23 protein-coding genes are annotated in these 18,511 nt (G+C 30.5%); 8 read left to right on the top strand and 15 right to left on the bottom strand.

Annotation, left to right across the window (positions count from 1 at the left end; translation table 11 throughout):
- The first annotated feature begins 41 nt into the window (after positions 1-41).
- Complete coding sequence (locus tag VF726_RS16035) at positions 42-314, top strand: hypothetical protein (RefSeq protein ID WP_440169959.1); 273 nt, start codon at positions 42-44, stop codon at positions 312-314.
- Between the two features lie 32 nt (positions 315-346).
- Here VF726_RS16035 and VF726_RS16030 read toward each other — a convergent pair whose 3' ends face one another.
- Positions 347-565 (bottom strand): hypothetical protein, encoded by a 219-nt coding sequence (locus tag VF726_RS16030; protein WP_440169957.1) that lies wholly within the window; start codon positions 563-565, stop codon positions 347-349.
- A 594-nt stretch (positions 566-1,159) separates the two neighbouring features.
- Positions 1,160-2,008 (bottom strand): hypothetical protein, encoded by an 849-nt coding sequence (locus tag VF726_RS16025; protein WP_440169955.1) that lies wholly within the window; start codon positions 2,006-2,008, stop codon positions 1,160-1,162.
- Between the two features lie 124 nt (positions 2,009-2,132).
- On the opposite strand from VF726_RS16025, the gene VF726_RS16020 reads away from it, so the two are divergent.
- A complete protein-coding gene (locus VF726_RS16020; protein WP_440169952.1) occupies positions 2,133-2,759 on the top strand; it encodes a hypothetical protein in 627 nt (208 codons plus the stop codon).
- Between the two features lie 60 nt (positions 2,760-2,819).
- Here the strand turns inward: VF726_RS16020 and VF726_RS16015 are convergent, their stop codons facing one another.
- The 3 genes from VF726_RS16015 to VF726_RS16005 all read right to left on the bottom strand — a co-directional run bounded on the left by VF726_RS16015 (position 2,820) and on the right by VF726_RS16005 (position 5,512).
- Positions 2,820-3,437, bottom strand: coding sequence for a hypothetical protein (locus VF726_RS16015; protein WP_440169950.1), 618 nt, complete (start codon positions 3,435-3,437; stop codon positions 2,820-2,822).
- A 120-nt stretch (positions 3,438-3,557) separates the two neighbouring features.
- Positions 3,558-4,832, bottom strand: a complete 1,275-nt coding sequence (locus VF726_RS16010; RefSeq protein WP_440169948.1) for a phytoene desaturase family protein — start codon at positions 4,830-4,832, stop codon at positions 3,558-3,560.
- A 236-nt stretch (positions 4,833-5,068) separates the two neighbouring features.
- The gene (locus VF726_RS16005) at positions 5,069-5,512 is read right to left on the bottom strand and encodes a hypothetical protein (protein ID WP_440169946.1); all 444 of its coding nucleotides are present in this window, start codon (positions 5,510-5,512) and stop codon (positions 5,069-5,071) included.
- A gap of 345 nt (positions 5,513-5,857) precedes the next feature.
- Between VF726_RS16005 and VF726_RS16000 the strand changes: the two genes are divergently transcribed.
- Positions 5,858-6,535 (top strand): deoxynucleoside kinase, encoded by a 678-nt coding sequence (locus VF726_RS16000; RefSeq protein WP_440169944.1) that lies wholly within the window; start codon positions 5,858-5,860, stop codon positions 6,533-6,535.
- A gap of 48 nt (positions 6,536-6,583) precedes the next feature.
- Positions 6,584-7,879, top strand: a complete 1,296-nt coding sequence (locus VF726_RS15995; RefSeq protein WP_440169942.1) for a replication-associated recombination protein A — start codon at positions 6,584-6,586, stop codon at positions 7,877-7,879.
- Positions 7,880-7,922: 43 nt separating this feature from the next.
- On the opposite strand, the gene VF726_RS15990 is transcribed toward VF726_RS15995, so the two are convergent.
- Both VF726_RS15990 and VF726_RS15985 read right to left on the bottom strand, forming a co-directional pair.
- On the bottom strand, positions 7,923-8,918 hold the full coding sequence (locus VF726_RS15990) for an acyltransferase (protein ID WP_440169939.1): 996 nt from the start codon (positions 8,916-8,918) through the stop codon (positions 7,923-7,925).
- 44 nt (positions 8,919-8,962) lie between these two features.
- The gene (locus VF726_RS15985) at positions 8,963-9,604 is read right to left on the bottom strand and encodes a Bax inhibitor-1/YccA family protein (RefSeq protein ID WP_440169937.1); all 642 of its coding nucleotides are present in this window, start codon (positions 9,602-9,604) and stop codon (positions 8,963-8,965) included.
- Positions 9,605-9,858: 254 nt separating this feature from the next.
- Here VF726_RS15985 and VF726_RS15980 point away from each other — a divergent pair, with 254 nt between their 5' ends.
- Complete coding sequence (locus VF726_RS15980; protein WP_440169935.1) at positions 9,859-11,007, top strand: RNA-guided endonuclease InsQ/TnpB family protein; 1,149 nt, start codon at positions 9,859-9,861, stop codon at positions 11,005-11,007.
- A gap of 162 nt (positions 11,008-11,169) precedes the next feature.
- Here the strand turns inward: VF726_RS15980 and VF726_RS15975 are convergent, their stop codons facing one another.
- The 4 genes from VF726_RS15975 to VF726_RS15960 all read right to left on the bottom strand — a co-directional run bounded on the left by VF726_RS15975 (position 11,170) and on the right by VF726_RS15960 (position 14,110).
- On the bottom strand, positions 11,170-11,958 hold the full coding sequence (locus VF726_RS15975) for a hypothetical protein (RefSeq protein ID WP_440169933.1): 789 nt from the start codon (positions 11,956-11,958) through the stop codon (positions 11,170-11,172).
- Positions 11,959-12,585, bottom strand: a complete 627-nt coding sequence (locus tag VF726_RS15970; RefSeq protein WP_440169931.1) for a hypothetical protein — start codon at positions 12,583-12,585, stop codon at positions 11,959-11,961.
- Positions 12,586-12,764: 179 nt separating this feature from the next.
- On the bottom strand, positions 12,765-13,295 hold the full coding sequence (locus tag VF726_RS15965; protein WP_440169928.1) for a hypothetical protein: 531 nt from the start codon (positions 13,293-13,295) through the stop codon (positions 12,765-12,767).
- 179 nt (positions 13,296-13,474) lie between these two features.
- Positions 13,475-14,110 (bottom strand): hypothetical protein, encoded by a 636-nt coding sequence (locus tag VF726_RS15960; RefSeq protein WP_440169926.1) that lies wholly within the window; start codon positions 14,108-14,110, stop codon positions 13,475-13,477.
- Positions 14,111-14,298: 188 nt separating this feature from the next.
- Between VF726_RS15960 and VF726_RS15955 the strand changes: the two genes are divergently transcribed.
- Positions 14,299-14,613: a hypothetical protein gene (locus VF726_RS15955; RefSeq protein ID WP_440169923.1), complete on the top strand. Its 315-nt coding sequence runs from the start codon at positions 14,299-14,301 to the stop codon at positions 14,611-14,613.
- Between the two features lie 13 nt (positions 14,614-14,626).
- Here the strand turns inward: VF726_RS15955 and VF726_RS15950 are convergent, their stop codons facing one another.
- The 4 genes from VF726_RS15950 to VF726_RS15935 all read right to left on the bottom strand — a co-directional run bounded on the left by VF726_RS15950 (position 14,627) and on the right by VF726_RS15935 (position 17,314).
- Positions 14,627-15,250 carry a hypothetical protein gene (locus VF726_RS15950; protein WP_440169920.1) on the bottom strand — a complete coding sequence of 208 codons (624 nt, stop codon included), beginning with the start codon at positions 15,248-15,250 and terminating at the stop codon, positions 14,627-14,629.
- Between the two features lie 36 nt (positions 15,251-15,286).
- Complete coding sequence (locus tag VF726_RS15945; RefSeq protein WP_440169918.1) at positions 15,287-15,958, bottom strand: hypothetical protein; 672 nt, start codon at positions 15,956-15,958, stop codon at positions 15,287-15,289.
- 179 nt (positions 15,959-16,137) lie between these two features.
- Positions 16,138-16,746, bottom strand: a complete 609-nt coding sequence (locus VF726_RS15940) for a hypothetical protein (RefSeq protein ID WP_440169916.1) — start codon at positions 16,744-16,746, stop codon at positions 16,138-16,140.
- Between the two features lie 61 nt (positions 16,747-16,807).
- Positions 16,808-17,314 carry a hypothetical protein gene (locus VF726_RS15935; RefSeq protein WP_440169915.1) on the bottom strand — a complete coding sequence of 169 codons (507 nt, stop codon included), beginning with the start codon at positions 17,312-17,314 and terminating at the stop codon, positions 16,808-16,810.
- A 142-nt stretch (positions 17,315-17,456) separates the two neighbouring features.
- On the opposite strand from VF726_RS15935, the gene VF726_RS15930 reads away from it, so the two are divergent.
- Together VF726_RS15930 and VF726_RS15925 are read left to right on the top strand one after the other, a co-directional pair.
- On the top strand, positions 17,457-18,035 hold the full coding sequence (locus tag VF726_RS15930; protein WP_440169912.1) for an HAD hydrolase-like protein: 579 nt from the start codon (positions 17,457-17,459) through the stop codon (positions 18,033-18,035).
- A gap of 117 nt (positions 18,036-18,152) precedes the next feature.
- The gene (locus VF726_RS15925) at positions 18,153-18,377 is read left to right on the top strand and encodes a hypothetical protein (RefSeq protein ID WP_440169910.1); all 225 of its coding nucleotides are present in this window, start codon (positions 18,153-18,155) and stop codon (positions 18,375-18,377) included.
- Positions 18,378-18,511: the final 134 nt, after the last annotated feature.

Genomic DNA, 18,511 nt, shown 5'->3' with positions numbered 1-18,511 from the left:
CCTACAATATTAGTGCTTAAGAGATAAGGAGGTAAAATACTATGAATAATAATATCATTTTCTCAAAGGAGGACATCTCTCCAAAAAGTCATAGCAAAAGAATTAAGAAACAAAATATCTCTCTTCCAATACTGGAAGTTTCAAATTACGATTACAATAACATAATTCACTCTAAGTGGTTTAATGAAGAATTCTACGAGCTTATCCGTAAACACAACTTTAGTATAGTCATTTTAAATATCGATACCCAGCAAAGAACAATAATTCATACATTTGGAGCACGTTTTCCAATGGAATTAGCCGAAGTATCATAAATTAAAAAGGCCACAATAACGGGCCTTTTTTGCTATATAATAACTTCAATTCTTTCTCTAATCCCCATATCTAAATCTAACTCTTCAAGGATTTCTTCCACTTCTTTTTGCTCTTTTTTATTATCAGGGCGTAATTTCACTGCTCCAGTTTCCGATGTTGTAACAAATTCAACAGCGTCTTCTACAATTTCTCTAATTGTCATTTCTGATATTAACTTTTTAGCTTTTCTGGTTTTCTTAGTTTTTTTCATTCTTCTCTTCACTACCTCTCCGTATTACAGTCCAGCTTTTCTGTTTGTGTGAGTTCATTTTTAAGTCTATTTACTATATAGAATTTATTACTAGATATTTAAACAGGTAAACTTCTTTTATGTTATTTAACTTTATTAACAAATAAAACTTTAAAACTAATCATTTTTCTATTCTATAATTCTAATCATAAGCTATATACATTAATATTTAAATTCTAATCTAGTACTGCATCTATTTAATAATCCTTAATATAACTTTGAGTAACTCATCACCTGAAATATATTATATACATATTTTTTTAAAACGGTCTACAATAAAAAATTTATAGTTCCGATCACATTAACAGTTGGTTCCCTGCCATTTTCTTTACCTGGTGCCATATGGTCGAGCCACGAATCACCTAGAAAATATATTATCAAAAAACAAATGATCGCAGAAAATCCTATTAATATAATACTTTTTATCTTCATAATTTCACACCTTATATAAAAAACAGACCTACCATCCTATTTTAACAAAGTGAGCAGCATTACTTTGCTACTCACTTTGTTTATATAATTACTGACTGATACAAAATCACTACTTAATATCTATTAATCAATCGTCTCAACCATAGCTTTAACTTCAGCAATTACATTATCTTTATCTTCTAGATTCGTTGTCGTTTCAATACGGAAATAACCAAATTTATTTTTTATCACTTTAATTTCTTTATATTTGTCATCTGAACTAACGTAGAATACAAACTTATCTTTTTTCTCTATATTTTTACGTTCTTTAAACGAGCCATCTTTTTTTAATATACCTGCTGCACGCCAACGTTCTTTTTGAATATCATCCTCAATTGTATCCTTAACAGGTGTAATTGTTATTTCCGTATCCTTGTTAGTTAACTTTGTACCATCCCACTCATAATCATCTATCACTTTAAACATATGACCATAAAACTCTTTGTCTATCACATCTTTAATCTTTGTTCTATCAGGATATTCTACTTCCATTTTTTCTTTCTTAACATTTTCTTTTTGTTTGTTTACAGCATTCTTTTTATCTATACTTTTGGATTCTTTATTCTCTATCTCTTTCGGAATATGAACATCTTTACCATTTAAAGCAACGATTGTATACATTTCATTGTCACCTGTTTTTTGATTTTTCGAGTATACGAATCGTATCGTGTCATTAGGCTTTAAATCATTAATTTGTTTTGCAGATGAAGCTTTAATTTTAAACATCTTTAGTTCTCCATTAACTTCAATATCTGCAACAGATTGACTCAAAACACCTTTAAATACTCCTTCTTCAGTTTGTCTTTCATACTTAGACATATCAACTTTTTCAATAGCAACACTCTTATTTTCTATTCTGTCTCCAATTGAACATCCACTCATTACAACTAAAGGAACGGCAGCAACAAACAACAAATACCTTTTTTTATACAATTTAATTCCTCCCAATAAAGATTCTCTATACAACACTTTATAGGTTTGAAAAAACGTTCCTTTATTCTTTTCTTGTTTTTATTAATCACACTTAAATAAAATATATTGAAAGAAGGTGAAAGTCTTGGAATTATCCATACAAAAGACTAGTTATTTCAGTTTTAATGATACTTTTTCAAACCGTTTTCAAATAGATGGTGAGAAATTACAAACCTTTATCGTACACGATAATAATAAATTTCCAGTTAAGTTAAATCTGATTGAGAATGATTTTGATATCCATTTAACATTTGAAAACACCCCTACCCACTTTATAGAAAAGTGGATTGTATTCCCCTATAAATCTCAAGGTATTATACGTTCTTCTTACTTTTCAATAGAATCCCCTCCATTACCAACAATGTTGGATTTCCTTAGGATATTAGAAGTTTATAAATTCCCGTTTAAGGGAGAATTTCAATTTAGATATTCCTTTAATGAATTGTTATCCATTATGATCGATTATTTAAGAGATTATCTTTCCAATTATACAAATCAAAAAGTAAGTATCAGATTTAGTAAAGAAGAAAATTGTATTTATATTACAAATTCAATAACTCTCACAAGTATACAATTACACCTATTTGATGGTGGTTATTGGTTCATTCCTTCAAACCCTAAACCAGAATCCTCTCAATACGAATTGTGTGTAGCAATTGAAAAACTTTGTAACCAGTATGAACTTCTGTCTGTATTTGGTGCGAAAAAATAAAAAAGCTTACAATATGTAAGCTTTTTTTAATTTAAAGAGAGTTTTATATTTCACCGTTAATTATAGGTGCTCTATCTCGTTAATATTATTTAATAAATCATTTAATTCTGCGGCAGTATTAAAGTAAAGTGCAATATCAAACGAAAGTCGTTCCGTTTGTTTTAACTTTAACACCCATCCTTGTCCAAATTTTTCTCTATTACCCCAACAAATCTTCTTAAAACCTGATTCTGTATCAAAGTTTAAACTTATATTTACTGGAAAAATCAAAGTTTGGCCTTTTGAATGCGATTCTACTACACTAACAATCTTAAAGAAGTCTTTAATTTTTTCTTTGCTTAGTAAGAAATAACGCCCTTTCTTTGTTTTAATATAATTAATGAATGGCGCTAAAACCGCGGATGCATTCCCTTCTAATGAATTTACACGAATTAACACTTTATCTAATCGATCCATTTCTTCAAATAGCTTTTCTAAGCAAAATGCTAACCATAATCTTGGATTTTCTTCTACACCATAATCACTTGTCACTTCAGTAATATATAGATAAGCATCTTTCTCCTTATAGTGAACCTTTGTAAGATAACCACTTTCATCTTGTAACCCGATCCAATTTTCGTTTTTCTCAGTAACTCCAGCCTTTACCTCTAAATTATAGTGTTTCATTAAATCTTTCATATTATAAATTCCTCCGTTACTTTTATTTTTTATATTGTAGTTGAGTTTATGAATAATAAATAAAAAAAACATAAAAACTCTATTTATAGAGCATTTATGTTTTTCACTTTCAGAGATTAATTATTTCTCATTAGTTATCTCTTCTAAACAAGCATAAGCACTTTGTACAGATTTCTCCGATAGCGAACCTTCTGTCTTTGTCCATTCACCTACAAAAAACACATTTGATAAACTTTTATTACTAATATCAATAGACACTCCACTTTTAGGTGATATTTCTTGTATTACCGCGCTCTTGGATTTTCGTTCTGTTATTAATATATCTCTCCAACCAGGATAAAATTTATCAAACATACCGCATATTTTATCTTCTAAAACCTTTTTCTCATCTATTGTACTAAATTCACTTAAATAGGCTACAGCTGATATCAGTTGACCATTTGGGGGAGCAACAGCACAATCATAGTGCGAGGTATCAGTAATAAATATCTTACTTTCCCAATCTTTAATATAAGAGTAATTTGTGTCGATTTTTTCACTTAACCCGATATCATAAAATAAAACATTATTTTTTTGATTGTTAATAATATCGTCAGGCAACTTTAATTTATCACCCAGCAACCTTTTCAATTCATTAGGCGGGATAGCAAAGACAAATTGCTTTGCTCTTATTTGTTGACCTTTCTTAGTACTGACAGATGTAACTTTATCAAGTTCCATATAGACACACTTCACACTATCTTTCGTAATAATTTCACCATTATTTTTTATTATTGTATTTTTAAGTTGGTCGATTAATTTATTCCAGCCACCTTGAATATAGCTAACACCCTTCATTGAAGTAAAGATTTTTTTATAAAAGGGCACAATCGTCTTCATTGGTATATCTCCAGGATCCTTTATGAAGAAATTACTGCTAACTAATTGTAAAAACGAATCTATAACTACCTTAGAAGCATTTTGTTTATCAACCCATTCATACAGTTTTTCATCCTTAACATCCTGCATAAACATAATCTTGGACAGTAACTTAAGGAACTGTATTTTTTCTGCAAAACTTAAAAGTTCTGTATTGAAGAAGCTTTCTATATTACTCGGCATTAATAGTAACTTATCATCTTTATAATAAAATGTTCTTAATGGATCATAGTGTCTCCATTCAATATTTAATTGTAAATCTTCCTGAAGTTTGCTCCACATTGAACGATCAAGCCCATAAACAGCGTGTGCCCCATAATTAAATATATACCCCTTCTTCTCCACAGCTAGTGCCCTGCCACCTAAAACACTCTTTTCTATAACACAAACTTTTTTATTTTTTTCACTTAATAGAGCAGCTACAGAAAGACCTGATAGCCCCCCTCCAATTACAGCAATATCATAAAATTTAACCATACATAGCCCCCTTTAATAAAACACCTCCTATTGTAATTAGAACTCTAATTATGTTTAGTAAAATGCCAATAATTTTCAGATATATTAATTTTAATTTTATTTCCATTACTTCCTTTAGATACAATTTATAAATCGCTTAAAAATATGTATCACTGCCAAACAAAAAATAAACGCTTTAAATAAATCTTTCTAATAAAAAAAGAGTGTGGAAATTACCGCACTCTTTTTCGACTTTATTATTCGTGACCTTTATAATCTTTATTAATGTGACCTACAATTATGTATTCTATATTCTTTTTCCCTATTTCATCAAACAGCAGAATATAAAACTCTTCAAGATTCTTATTCTTATATTTATTAATTAAGGATTTGGCCGGTGCACTTAATAAACCTACTGGTACACCTACTGCAAAAGAAAATGCTTCTGAAAGTGTACTACCGACAAATTCTTTTATGCCCTTACCCCCTTTCATTTCCCCTCTACTATTTTCCACGTATTCCTTATATTTTCCCGACTTGACCAACTGTAACAATTCTAGGCGGTTTTTTGACTCCCATAAATAGTCATTGATCTTCTGTACTTTCTTATTATCAGACAGAATCTTCTCGCAGAAGTTTTGATCCAACAGACAATCCAGAATTAAAAAACGATTTTGCATAACATTTTCAAACGATAACATAATGTTTTCTCTCCTTTATATAACAATGTTTTTATGTTTCTGTTAAATTGTACCACGTTATTTTAAGGATAATAGGAATCATTCTAAATTCTTCCACCAAGCACTTATAGAGCAATTCTAATGGAAACAACTACTCCAATTATAAATTGGTTTAATACACTAGCAGATACAATCAAGCAAACAAAAGTATTTTTAAATTTCCTTTTTCCCCAAATCGTTAATAAAATCAGTACACTACATACTATTAAGGGAATTACTTATTTTCTTATGTATTTTTAATACCGCAACCAGTTTCTTTTGAAAAAATTCCAACATATAATTTTACAAACCTACAGGGGGGATTAAATGAAACCATTATTTATTGCTGTAGAGGGGCCAATCGGCATTGGTAAAACAACAATTTCTACTGAATTAGCTGCATCTTTGAATGCATTTTTACTTAAAGAGATTGTTGAAGAGAATCCATTTTTAGAAAAATTCTATAACGATCCTGAACACTGGGCGTTCCAAACGGAAATTTTTTTCTTATGTAACAGGTACAAACAATTAGAAAAAGTAGAACAGGTCTTGGAGCAGGATAAAGTAGTCATTTCTGATTACCATATATTTAAGAACTTGTTGTTTGCTAAAAGAACACTTAATGAAAAAGATTTTATGAAGTATGAACATTTATTTAAGACGTTATTAGAAGGACTGCCTAAACCGGATATAGTCATTTATTCTAACGCCTCAATCGATACACTGCTTTCAAGAATTAAAAAACGCGGAAGAATTATCGAAAAAGGAATTGATCCAGAATACCTAAAGCAACTTTCAAGCGATTACGCAGAATCATTTTCATCCATTAAAACGTTTTTACCAGGTACTAGCGTATTAGAAATAGATGGAGATTCTGTTGACTTTGTAACTAACCCAGAACAAATGAAAGAACTATTGAACGAATTACAAGCTTTAATAAAGGAACATCAATCCGAACCGGACAAACAACATTATAGAAAATTTATTGGACATAAAAAAAGCTGAATGTATTTCAGCTTTTTTATTAAACATTTTGAATCTCGGAGGTAATCTATGACTAAAAAAATGAGACCACTTGCATATAGAATGAGACCCAAGAATATTAACGAAATAATTGGCCAGCAGCATTTATTAGGTGCAAATAGACCAATTAGGAGAATGGTAGATTGTGAAATAATTTCATCAATGATATTATACGGTCCTCCCGGCATAGGTAAATCTACAATTGCCTTAGCAATTGCGAATAATTGCAATCTGCTATTCAGGAGTCTAAACGCAGTTTCTTCTTCAAAAAAGGATCTAGAGGCAGTAGGAAAATTAGCCGCAAACTCTGATTCCTCGATATTACTTTATATAGATGAAATTCATCGCTTTTCAAGAACACAATTAGAGTATCTTTTACCCTTAATGGAATCCGGAGACATTATTGTAATCGGCGCTACTACTGAAAGTGTATTCCATTCCCTCCCTTCTGCCATACTTAGTAGATGTAGTATTTTTGAACTACTTCCACTTAAGGCCGATGAAATACACGAAGGTTTGATTAGGGCATTAGAAGATACCGAAAATGGTCTTGGAAATTACAATATTGAATATTCAACAGATACCCTATTATTTTTAGCTGAAACTACAGGAGGAGATTTAAGATCTGCTCTAAACATTTTAGAAACAATTATCATTACTCACGCCATTGATAACAAAGTATCATTAGACGTACAAACTATTGAAAAACATATTAATAAAAAACATTTGTCTTATAACGGAACAAGTTCAAAATATAATCTATTAAGTGCTTTGCAGAAATCAATAAGGGGAAGCGATACCGATGCAGCGCTTTACTACTTAGCAAAATTACTTGAAACAGGCGACTTGAACAGCATACATAGACGTCTATACGTTATAAGTGACGAAGATATCGGTCTTGCAAATACTAATGCATCCACACATACTTTAACAGCAATAAAAATATCTGAACAGGTGGGACTGCCCGAGGCAAGAATCCCACTATCCAAAATTGTTATAGAGCTGTGCCTATCCCCTAAATCAAACTCTGCATATAAAGCCCTAGATAAAGCCTTAGCTATACTGAAAAGTGGTCATTCTTACGAACCACCACTTCACTTACAAGATAATCATTATTACGGTGCTAAAGAAGTTTTAGGAAAAGGAGAAGGTTATTTATATCCACACGACTACCCGGTTCAAAATATGGGTAGTTGGGTAAATCAACAATACTTACCTGATGAACTGAAAGAACAAAGGTTTTATTATCCTAATAATGCTGGACACGAGAAACACTTTTCCGAAGTACATAATACGATCCTTCAGCAAAGAAATGCTGAAAAATAATATTTCTCAAATAAAAACAATTTAAGACTGAAATTAATCAGCCTTAAATTGTTTTATTTATTATCGGGATTTTTGATATTACTATTATGAGAATTAGACTAAGTAATAAAAGACATACAAACACAAATGGAATCATCACCATTACATTCAAGTATTGCACATTAAATATGTACTCATTCATAATCTTAATGTTTTTTAACTCATTTAGAATTAATGGATGGATTAAGTAGATTCCAAAACTATATTTACTAATAAAATGTAGCGACCTTGTATCCTGCCACGCGCTAGATTGATATTTCTTCACCATATAGAAAACACAAAGAGTATACATTAATACCGGTAAGCCAAATGGATCATAAAGTGCCTCATTTACTTTTCCGTTGTTTGCTATCACACTTGTATAATATGTTCCTATAAATATAACTATAAATGAAACTAAGGCTAATCCAGAGATATACTTTCCTCTAAACTCTCTATGGGTTAATGTATATCCCAGCATTAGGTACGATAGACTTGTAGAGAACGGGTTTGAAAATAAAGCTATTTCCCACCCACCTAAAGAAAAAATATTTTGAGAGGTTACAATGATTGAAGATGCAATTGCATAAAAGAAGATAAATCGTGAAGGGATCGAGGCTATAACCTTCCGTATAATAGGAATGAGTAAATAAAGAGGAATAATGATGTAGAAATACCATAAATGATAGTATACCTTTGCACTAAAAAGTTCTTGTATAAACTCGGTTATTTGAAAAGAACCAGATGATTTATACAAATAATAAATGAAACTCCATACTATGAAAGGGATTAAGATTTTACTTAATCGCTTTTTAAAATATATTTTTGTAGATTCCTGTTTATGAAGTAATAACCCACCAGAAACCATAAGAAATAACGGTACCGCAAACCTTGATATACTATCAAATCCATTTGCTATCCACCACTTTAAATCTGGTTGCCTATATAATAGTGGTGCAGAAACGTGAATCATAAGGACTGCTAGTATTGCAATACCTCTTAAAGAGCTAATCCATTTCAAATTGTTTTCCTCCTAAAAAAAGCCCTATACAAGGGCTTTTTTAATTAATCATCACCTAATATCCCAAAAATACGAAGTAAGTCTAGGAATAAGTTGATGAAATCAAGATATAAAGATAATGCCAGCAAAGGAATCATTTCTTCGGTAATACCTTGATGTTTCATTTGATTGAAATCATATAAGATGTATAAAGAAAAGACGATTGCACCTATCACTGAGAATGCTAGCATACCCATTGTTGTTAATGGGCTAAATAAACTAAATATACCTACAAACAATAGTGCTAGCAGTGCTACAAATAAGAAACCGCCTAAGAATGAAAGATCTTTTTTCATTTTTGTACCTACAAAGCCTAGTACTGTAAAGATTCCGAATGTAGTACCAAACGCTAATAATACTACTTGAGCTCCAGATTGCGATACATAATGGCTAACCACCGGAAACATAGTAATACCCGATACAAATGCAAACAGATATACAAATAAGTAACCTACCGTTTTTTTCTTTCGCATCCAGAACGCAGCAATTATCATTCCTATTTCAACGATAGCAAGAGGTATCATATATACAGGTGGTACAAACTGTCCTACATATAGCCCAACAGTTGCTATCAATAATGAAATAATAAATGTAACTAATACTTTTTGAAGCAAAGATTTAGTCTCAACTTGAACTGTGTTGTTCATAAAACATCCCTCCTCTTTTACTATGTTATATATATATTTCTTTTTCCATTCCTTTGAAGAAAAAAAGAAAAAACCAAGAGTTTGCTCTCGGTTTTACGTTTTTATCATTTAAGACCAGAATACTCCTTCCTCTAAGTGCAGCGTAGGTGGGAGATGAATGGTCCGAATTAACACTAGTACTCCTAACTGGTAAATCATCGTTATATTTGTTTATAATAGAGTCATCAGAACAAACATTCGGAGGTGTCGTCATAATGTTATTCAACTACAAGTTTGAGATCTATCCTACAGAAAAACAACAACATACTTTGGAACGATGGATTAACATTTGTCGTCAACAATACAACTCCGCTTTAATAGACAAACAAAGACATTATAAGAAATATAAGAAAGATTGGTCTACAAATGAACTTTCAAGTCAATTAACAAAAGATAAAAAAGTATATTCATTTCTAAAAGAGGTTCCTTCGCAACCTCTACAAGAAGTGTTTACTCGTTTGAAAAAGGCATATAATAAATTCTTCAAAAAGGACGCCGGTTATCCGAAAATAAAGAGTTTCAAGGATTATAAATCTATAACGTACACACAGTTCGGTATGTTCAAATACAAAAAGAGTGATGGTTCGTTTGGTACCGGGCGTCGTATGTGCTCATTAACTAAAGGTGGAAAACTTCTTATCTCAAAACTAGGAGTCATTGATATTAAATGGCACCGTAAATTAGATGGTCGCGTCAAACAAGTAGTGATTAAGCATCAAGGAAACCGTTGGTTTGCGACTTTTTGTGTTGAAAAACACGTAAACCAAGGTCCTATTTGTGATGCGAATAAAACAACTGGTATTGATGTAGGCATAAATAAATTTGCAGTATTATCGAACGGCGATGAAATCATAAACCCTACCTTCTTGCGTAAAGAAGAACGTAAATTAAAGCGCGCTCAGCGTAAGCAATCTAAAATGAAAAAGGGTTCGAAGAACTGGTACAAGCAAGTTGCAAAGGTTCAACAAATCCATACGAAGATCGCGAATCAACGAAAAGACTTCTTGCACAAAATAAGCTTTAGATTAACAAACACCTATGGTGTGATTTGTATAGAAGACTTAAAAATTAAGAATATGGTTCGCAACCGTCACCTAGCAAAATCAATTTACGATGCGGGTTGGGGAATGTTCCGTAATTTCCTCTCCTATAAAGCAGAGCGAAATGGCGGTCGTTTGGTACTAGTAAAACCTCACTTCACATCACAAAACTGTTCGAAGTGCGAGAAAACAGTTAAGAAATCATTATCTGTTCGTACTCACGTATGTAAACATTGCGGTACGGTTTTAGATCGTGACCATAACGCAGCAATAAATATAGAAAAAGCCGGTTTAGTGCAAATCGCACATCAACCAGCTTCTTAAGAATATATAATTTTGTGTAACTGTAGGGCAAGGTCTTGTCCGAACAGTATAATCTACGCCTGTGGAAAGCACGTAAGACCATATCTCGTAAGAGATAGGCAATGCTTGAGGAATCAGGAAGCCCCCACTTCAAGCGGTACTAACCGGTAAGTGGTGGGTAGTTCACGATTCATACCCCAGTGATTCTTTAGCAATGGTTCTTTGCAAAGAATTTCTTACTACTTCTATTTTTGAAGAAATATATTTTACATTCCAAACTATGTTCACTTTACTCCATTCACTTAAGGCAGTACGAATTGATAATTGATTATAATTAAGGTCTGCGCCAAATGCTAAGCTTACCTCTAATCCGGAAATATCTATACCCATATCCTTTAAATAGGATATTCCTTTTATGTTTTCCAATAGTACCCCGAAGTCTTTTACAGATTCTACGTTTTTCACCTTACCATTCTTAACATCTATAATTGTGTAAACGTCTAACGAAGAACAAGTAATAAATTTAGATAAATGATTTGCAAGATTTTTCGATATAATAACCTCTGTTTCTTTTAGATCTATAGACTTAAAGCTAAGTCTAAGATTTTCTAAATGTAAATCTAAGTAATCATCAACTATTTTACTTATCTCCATCTGAAATCTATTTTTACTATGGTAAAAACTATATAAATCCTGACAGTTTTCAAACCTTACATACGGCACAATATTTGAAAATTCTTCATCAAACAAATGTTGAACATAATCCCAATTAATTTCTCCATACCTTTTTTCATACTCCGACACTTTCATTGCAATCCCACCTTGAAATATTTTTAGCATTGTACCACTTGTTTCAACCGGAATGGGGCTTTTCCTAAAAAAGTACTCCAAGGTGTGCTTAATTGTATATTCTCCTTCAATCGATAAGTGCACCAGTAAATATACTAACCAAATAAAAATCGATTCCAGCACTTACACTCTTACTCTTTCATTAATTATTTTTTGCATACATTCTTTAACTATACAATCAGCTTGTATCTTAAAATCATTTATTTGTTGTATTTGATTCAGAAATATATAACTACCCAACTCATCAATATAGGTCAGAACTTTCTTTTTTTCTTCTTCCTTGAAGATACTTATAATTTCTTCAACCTCGGTCTTAGTAATTGAAGTATGCACTTCTTCAATTTCAACTTGTCTAAAGTTAAACTCCTTCAAATCTACTCTACTTATTTTTACAAAATATATATTTCTAAAACAAAGGCCCTCTTTAGAAAAAATAGGATTCATTATCCAAAATGGATATTTAAGAATACGTTCTAGTAACTCCCTTTCTTTTTGACCGTAGTTTTTAATTAGATCCTGCATTGAACTAACGTCATATTTAATACAATAGCATTGATCTAAATATGGCCCGATTAAAGATATTGCTGCTTCCACAGTCTCTATGTTATTAAATATCCTATGTATACTACTTTTTTTAACGGAATTTTCTAAAGCATCTTCAACAACAATTAATCCGTAATCACATAATAAAGATTTTAACTGTTCATTCATCTGTTTCAAAAGTCTTTCAATATTTTTATAATCTTTCATCTTTCTACCCCCATAATACATTTCAATTGCCATACATAGTTATGGTTATTTGTCTGATACTTTCCCCCTCCATCAATACAACATTTTACATACCAAAAAATCCATTTTCACAAATCGGAAAAGTATAAAAAACACCGCTATGTACCTAGTACAAACCGGTGTTTTTTTGACGTTAGTGATTAATTCCACATAGTTCCTATTAAGTTTTTGAAAGAACGATTGAATGCGTCTTTATCCTCTATCCTACATAAGCCTTCCGCTAAAGGCTTATACTTAGTATTAGAACAAACCTTTAGAATAAATCGTTCAAATATAGGTCTAAGCGTTTCGTAATTTCTGGAAAGGGCTTCAGTAATTAAGAATTCTAATTCACATTCGATAAATACTTTGTTATTTACCATTATAAATTCAGCAAGCTCTTTCCAACTTTTATATTTAAACCTATACCCTTGATCAATGGTTAAGTCCTTATATGTATAGCTAGATAATAAACAAAAACGTTGTAGCAATCTAACAAACGCTGCATTCATTGATTTTTCATTAAAAATTATCTTTTCACAGTTTTCATTTTCATAATAAAACTCATAACTGTTTAAACCGCTTTTTTCAAACCTACCAATTACTTTTTTCAATTTTTGATTAAAAACTATACCCAGTTCATCACCAAGGAACAAAGTATTATTTACGGGACTTAAAAATAAGACACTCACCTTCAACCTCCTATTACTTATTTTATTGGTCTAATATTAGAACCGCACTACACTACTTGTACATTACAGTTCTAAATTTAAAAATATTTATTATATCCCTTAAAGAAAAAGCACTTTTAAACTTCGACATAATTCGACAAAAAAAGCCGACATAAATACATACGTTGGCTTTTGTAATATCATAAAACACAGCTTTCCAATTCATTATTTGTATTATTTATTTTTTCATAAAATAAATCTGTTAATTTATTGATTGCGTCTTGAACAATAATCTTTAACTCATCCGTTTTATACTCAAAATAATCATTTACAATATCCAAAATAACCGTTCTAAATTTATGTTCCGAATCTCCAAAAACTTCTTCATACAAGTCCCATTTATTAATATGGGTAGGTAAACAAAAGAATAATTTTTTGTAAATTCCAATATCATCAATTTCAATTTTATATGAAAAGTCTAGCTGGCTTTTAATAAAGGTTCCATATCGATAAAATCTCATTGCCATCTCGTTGCAGCTATAGGCTAGTGAAATTTCTTTAGACATTAACCACTTATCTTCCAACATTCTTAATACTTCTTCTTCTTTTAACTTAATCTTTATTGATGAAGATAAAATAAATGTAGATATATAATCTTTTAAAGTAGGATATTCTCTCCAAGATTCGTCAATTTCAGATAAATTTTGAGCTACTTTAAATTTATTTAACATTTTAATATTTAACTTCTCCCTACTAATATCACCATTTTCAATTACATAGTTAGGGACTACTTTATCGCGCATTTCACTTATGATATAGCTAATTTCATCTAACATTTTAAACACCTTCCCTAAAAATTACACCGTCCCTATTGTACCATTACAAATGTTTAAAATCAGTAGCAATATATGACAGAATCAGAAATTTTTTATTGGATTTAAGTTTTTCAAAAGAATATCAACTTTTCTTATTTATTTTTAATAAATTCGTTTATGATATTAAAAATTCTAAGGAGTTGTTAGTTATGATGGCAATTGACGGGACTAGAGAAGCTTTATTGCACTGGGAGGATAAATTAGATTTTGAGTTTATCGGACTTTCTTACCCTACTACAATAATTGTGAAAACAAACATACAAGATTTTACCTGTGGACGTCGTTTATATCGATATATAAAACCACTGTCTCAATACATAAATATTACTTACGTATCAGAAAAGAAGAATGCTTATATTATTCAATTTGATTATGATATTTATCTCAACGGTTTATTAGAAGCCCTGTTAAGCAAAGTATATAAAGCTTTATACGAACAACGAGTTTCTTATCTTACAGCATAAATTATAAAAAAGCCTAACCTATGCGGTTGGCTTTTTTTTGATATAAATAATTCCTATCTAATTGGCTAATACTATTACTAATTGATTCCTCAATGCAAGTTATTAAGACTTCAAGGCTTGCGAATCGACGAAGAATTATATCCATACCAATTCTATTAACTGCTTCAGCAATTAATAATTCTTCATAATCACCAAAAATATTTATTATGTATTCTTTGGTGTATGTTTCTGGTCTTAACATCATAAGTGTATCTTTTAATAAAGCTGTTTCAGATTTTGTTAAAGCACCGGGAAAATAAACTGACACCATTTCTCCAACTACCGATTTTGCACTATTTTCGCTTTTGTAAGTAAAATTAAACCTAAACTTAGATAGAAGATTTGAAAGTAATACTTTTCTTTCATTATCCAAATTAAAGGCATCATTATCTACAATATTACTAACTATTCTCTGATCAAGAGTACATAGTAAATCCGGCATCCCCATACGATTAATTGTTGAAGAAATTAGTGTTTCTTTTTTATTCATTTCTAATAATTTACTCATTTTAAAAGCTTTCTTTTCTAATACAAAATTAAACTGTAATCCTTCACAAATACGACTTGCATTTAATTCCTCTAATAAGTAGTTCAACATAAAAATCATCCTTTTCGTTTTTCATATTATAGCCACTTATTTTTCGATTGAAGCAAATTTCATTAAATTTCTATTTACAACGTTATCAAACGTACTTTTTACCTTTTGTTGCTGTATAGCTTCTAAAATCGAAGCCCTTAAATTAGTAAGCGCATATTCTTTCCTCATTTCAAGCTGTTGTTTCCAAAGGTCACAATTTTTCAAAAAATGAGATTGAATATGGAAGACCAAGTTAGCTAAATGCTTATCAGCAAGTGAATCTGATGTAAAATATATCGAGATTTCATCCCCATCGAATAGTCTATAATCAAATTGCTTCATACAACCTTCCAAAAACAATTCTTTTGAATAGTGCTTTGCATACTTCAATGCACATCTAATCTCTTTCCTGTCTAAATAGACCTCTACCACAAATCCAGTTTTATTATATTTTATCTTCTCTTTTTCGAAGTATCTGTTTTTATTTAACAATGGTATAATTGAAAACTTAAATTCATTTAAATATATCTCTTCAAACATTTTCATTACAATTCTGCTGTCAATATTATTTGGATGTTCCTGATGTAAAAGACGACTTTTCAATGCATCCTTAATAATCTTCTTTATTTCTTTATTATCCAGGTTTAATTCAAACATTTGCCCATTCTTTTCATTCCAAGCACTTAATACAGACCTATGCAAATTTAACCACGGATATATATATTTCATTTATTTAGCCACCTTTATTAATACTGTCACAATACTAATCGTTTATACACTTTCTTCAAAGTTAAGATTATTTTTGACTTTGATTTAATAAATTCATTATTGCATTTTTTATATCACTGATGAAAAAAACATTCAAAAAATAAAAGACCCTCAAGTACTTGAAAGTCTTTTGAAATTTATTATTTTCCAATTAGAAATGGGACATCCTCAAAAACTCGATTATTAACTAATTCCCTTAGAGAATTATCAGCTGCTTTTATTTCATTTCTTAGCATTCCACTCCATTTATCATTAAAATTATTCTTTTGTTTTTCTAATAGATTTCGTTCGAATTTTTCAGGAGTTTCTATAGCTGTAAAAGCTGACATAACATCTAATTGATCAGAACTATAACCTAGTTTCACTAAAGTATCACGAATATTTCCGTTCTTCACCTTAGCGTCATCATAAAAGTCAAATTCAGCTCTACCTCTTCCTATATACCAATCCAATGTAATACTTATTCCGATTTCAGAATATGCATCAATCTCTCTTTTTAATTCTGGATATTTATCTGTAAGTAGACTCACACTAATTACATTGGAATCAAGATAAGAGTTCAACACATCTTTCAGGTCATTTTTAATCATCTTTTGAGGGTTTAACCCTGGTATTTTTTCTTGTCTTATAAAAATAGCTAAATCGGTAATATCCTCAGACCAAAAATACGGCCATTGTTTCTCTAAACTCTCCCACATATACTGTTCAATACTCTCCCATAAGGTATCGTGACTTATATTTCTTACCATATTTATCATCCTTCATCTGTTTTTATAAGTTTAATTCATAAATTGAAGAATATAGAAAAAATTAAAATATAGTATTCAATAGTTCATCTCTAATAAAGTAAGTATTCTCAATTTCATTTGAATACAGTACATTTATAGTCTCTGTTATCCGTTCTACTATAAACCCACTCACTAGATTCTTATATAGTTCTTCTTTAGTAGCGAACGAGAAGATTAGTTGCAATGTATCTTTTTCTTCATTTCGTAGAATGTATTCATAATCTGTTAACAAATCCTCTAGTCCCTCTTGGTTCAAGTAGACAACTGAATTCATATCTATATAAGATTTTATTAACATTAATCTCACTTTTTTCTGCACAGAACTATTTGAAGTAATACTAGAAACAATTTCTTCAATAGCACTTTCTTTAAAACAAAGCATTAACTTCCCCTTAATAATTTCTATATTATGTGGCTTAGAATGTAGATCTAATTCCAATGTAAACGGAGCATTAAAAACGAAACTTTGTAACCATTCAATTCTATTTAATCTATTTAAAAGTAAATCATACCTATCTAAACTCCTCATCGTTTCCCACCACCTATTCTTTGCTTATATAAAAGCTAGAATAATTTGCACGGAAAAAGCCTTTTTTTCTTTTTTCCCTAATACCAAATTTCTTAAGTAGAATATCTGAAGTGTTATGTTTTTTTGAAAGAAGGTGATATGTTTGAATATCCTCTGGGATTTAGACGGCACAATTTTTAACACATATCCAACAATAATGAAAAGTCTTCAGCAAGCTGCCGGTAAAGAGTTAGATGAGTTACAATTGTTATCACTTTTAAAAGAGAATTCAGCAGCTGCTTTTGAATTTTTCGGTTTAGATGATTCTATAAGAGAAAATTGTAAAACAATTGAACGTGGCATACACCCTAATGAAAAAGAACCTTTCGAATATGTACGAGATGTACTAGAAAACAACGAAGTTAACGTTATCGTTACACACAAAGATAAGAAATCCGTTTCTGATTTATTAGCACACTGGAATATGGGTCATTTATTTAGCGAAGTTTTATGTTTAGAAGATGATGATTTTCCTAGAAAACCTGAGAGTGATTCATATGAATACCTACATAAAAAATACAACATAGATTTAGTAGTAGGTGATCGTTCCTTAGACCTTAAGCCAGCTCGTAAATTAGGTATTCCAACTTGCTCTTTCCAGAACGAAAACATAGAGGCGGACTTTTACTTAAATAGTTATAAAGATTTTCAAATAATTACACAGACGATCAAAAATAAATAATCCCATTGAATTTGGGATTATTTATTTTTTTTATAAACTTTCCGTTTTTTAGATATAAAGAAAAAAACTCAAGGAGGTGTAAGCATTTAAAGTTGTATACTTAAATGCTAAACATATATGAAAAACAAAGTACATAATTCTAAACAGATTTTTATGGAAGGTATCCCATACTTAATAGTTACAACTTGGATATATGTTATCATCATCCAAACGGTATTCGATTTAAATTTACAAGATGCAGCAGAAATAGGTTTTCCAATTGGAGCAGTTACATCCTTGTATATCGGTTCTAGAAAAATAAAAAATATTATTTTAGAACGAAAAGAAACAGTAAATTCCTAAAAGTAAAGCAAAATATTCTGCTTTACTTTTTTTCTTTTGTTTATTTTTTTCATCTACTCTAAACCCCTGTACCCTCTTATAGGAAAAGTTTATTTTCTTCAGAAACATATAGTAAAACTGAAAGAGAGGCTTAA

Source organism: Bacillus sp. Brlt_9 (assembly GCF_051948935.1).
Lineage (GTDB): Bacteria > Bacillota > Bacilli > Bacillales > Bacillaceae_G > Bacillus_A.
The sequence above is the reverse complement of the archived record's forward strand: the minus strand, read 5'-3'. Positions and strand labels throughout refer to the sequence as shown.

Coding starts and splice junctions, on each gene's coding strand:
- VF726_RS16035 (WP_440169959.1), top strand. CDS start 42: ATGAATAATAATATCATTTTCTCAAAGGAGGACATCTCTCCAAAAAGT.
- VF726_RS16030 (WP_440169957.1), bottom strand. CDS start 565: ATGAAAAAAACTAAGAAAACCAGAAAAGCTAAAAAGTTAATATCAGAA.
- VF726_RS16015 (WP_440169950.1), bottom strand. CDS start 3,437: ATGAAAGATTTAATGAAACACTATAATTTAGAGGTAAAGGCTGGAGTT.
- VF726_RS16010 (WP_440169948.1), bottom strand. CDS start 4,832: ATGGTTAAATTTTATGATATTGCTGTAATTGGAGGGGGGCTATCAGGT.
- VF726_RS16005 (WP_440169946.1), bottom strand. CDS start 5,512: ATGTTATCGTTTGAAAATGTTATGCAAAATCGTTTTTTAATTCTGGAT.
- VF726_RS16000 (WP_440169944.1), top strand. CDS start 5,858: ATGAAACCATTATTTATTGCTGTAGAGGGGCCAATCGGCATTGGTAAA.
- VF726_RS15995 (WP_440169942.1), top strand. CDS start 6,584: ATGACTAAAAAAATGAGACCACTTGCATATAGAATGAGACCCAAGAAT.
- VF726_RS15985 (WP_440169937.1), bottom strand. CDS start 9,604: ATGAACAACACAGTTCAAGTTGAGACTAAATCTTTGCTTCAAAAAGTA.
- VF726_RS15980 (WP_440169935.1), top strand. CDS start 9,859: ATGTTATTCAACTACAAGTTTGAGATCTATCCTACAGAAAAACAACAA.
- VF726_RS15970 (WP_440169931.1), bottom strand. CDS start 12,585: ATGAAAGATTATAAAAATATTGAAAGACTTTTGAAACAGATGAATGAA.
- VF726_RS15960 (WP_440169926.1), bottom strand. CDS start 14,110: ATGTTAGATGAAATTAGCTATATCATAAGTGAAATGCGCGATAAAGTA.
- VF726_RS15955 (WP_440169923.1), top strand. CDS start 14,299: ATGATGGCAATTGACGGGACTAGAGAAGCTTTATTGCACTGGGAGGAT.
- VF726_RS15950 (WP_440169920.1), bottom strand. CDS start 15,250: ATGTTGAACTACTTATTAGAGGAATTAAATGCAAGTCGTATTTGTGAA.
- VF726_RS15945 (WP_440169918.1), bottom strand. CDS start 15,958: ATGAAATATATATATCCGTGGTTAAATTTGCATAGGTCTGTATTAAGT.
- VF726_RS15940 (WP_440169916.1), bottom strand. CDS start 16,746: ATGGTAAGAAATATAAGTCACGATACCTTATGGGAGAGTATTGAACAG.
- VF726_RS15935 (WP_440169915.1), bottom strand. CDS start 17,314: ATGAGGAGTTTAGATAGGTATGATTTACTTTTAAATAGATTAAATAGA.
- VF726_RS15925 (WP_440169910.1), top strand. CDS start 18,153: ATGAAAAACAAAGTACATAATTCTAAACAGATTTTTATGGAAGGTATC.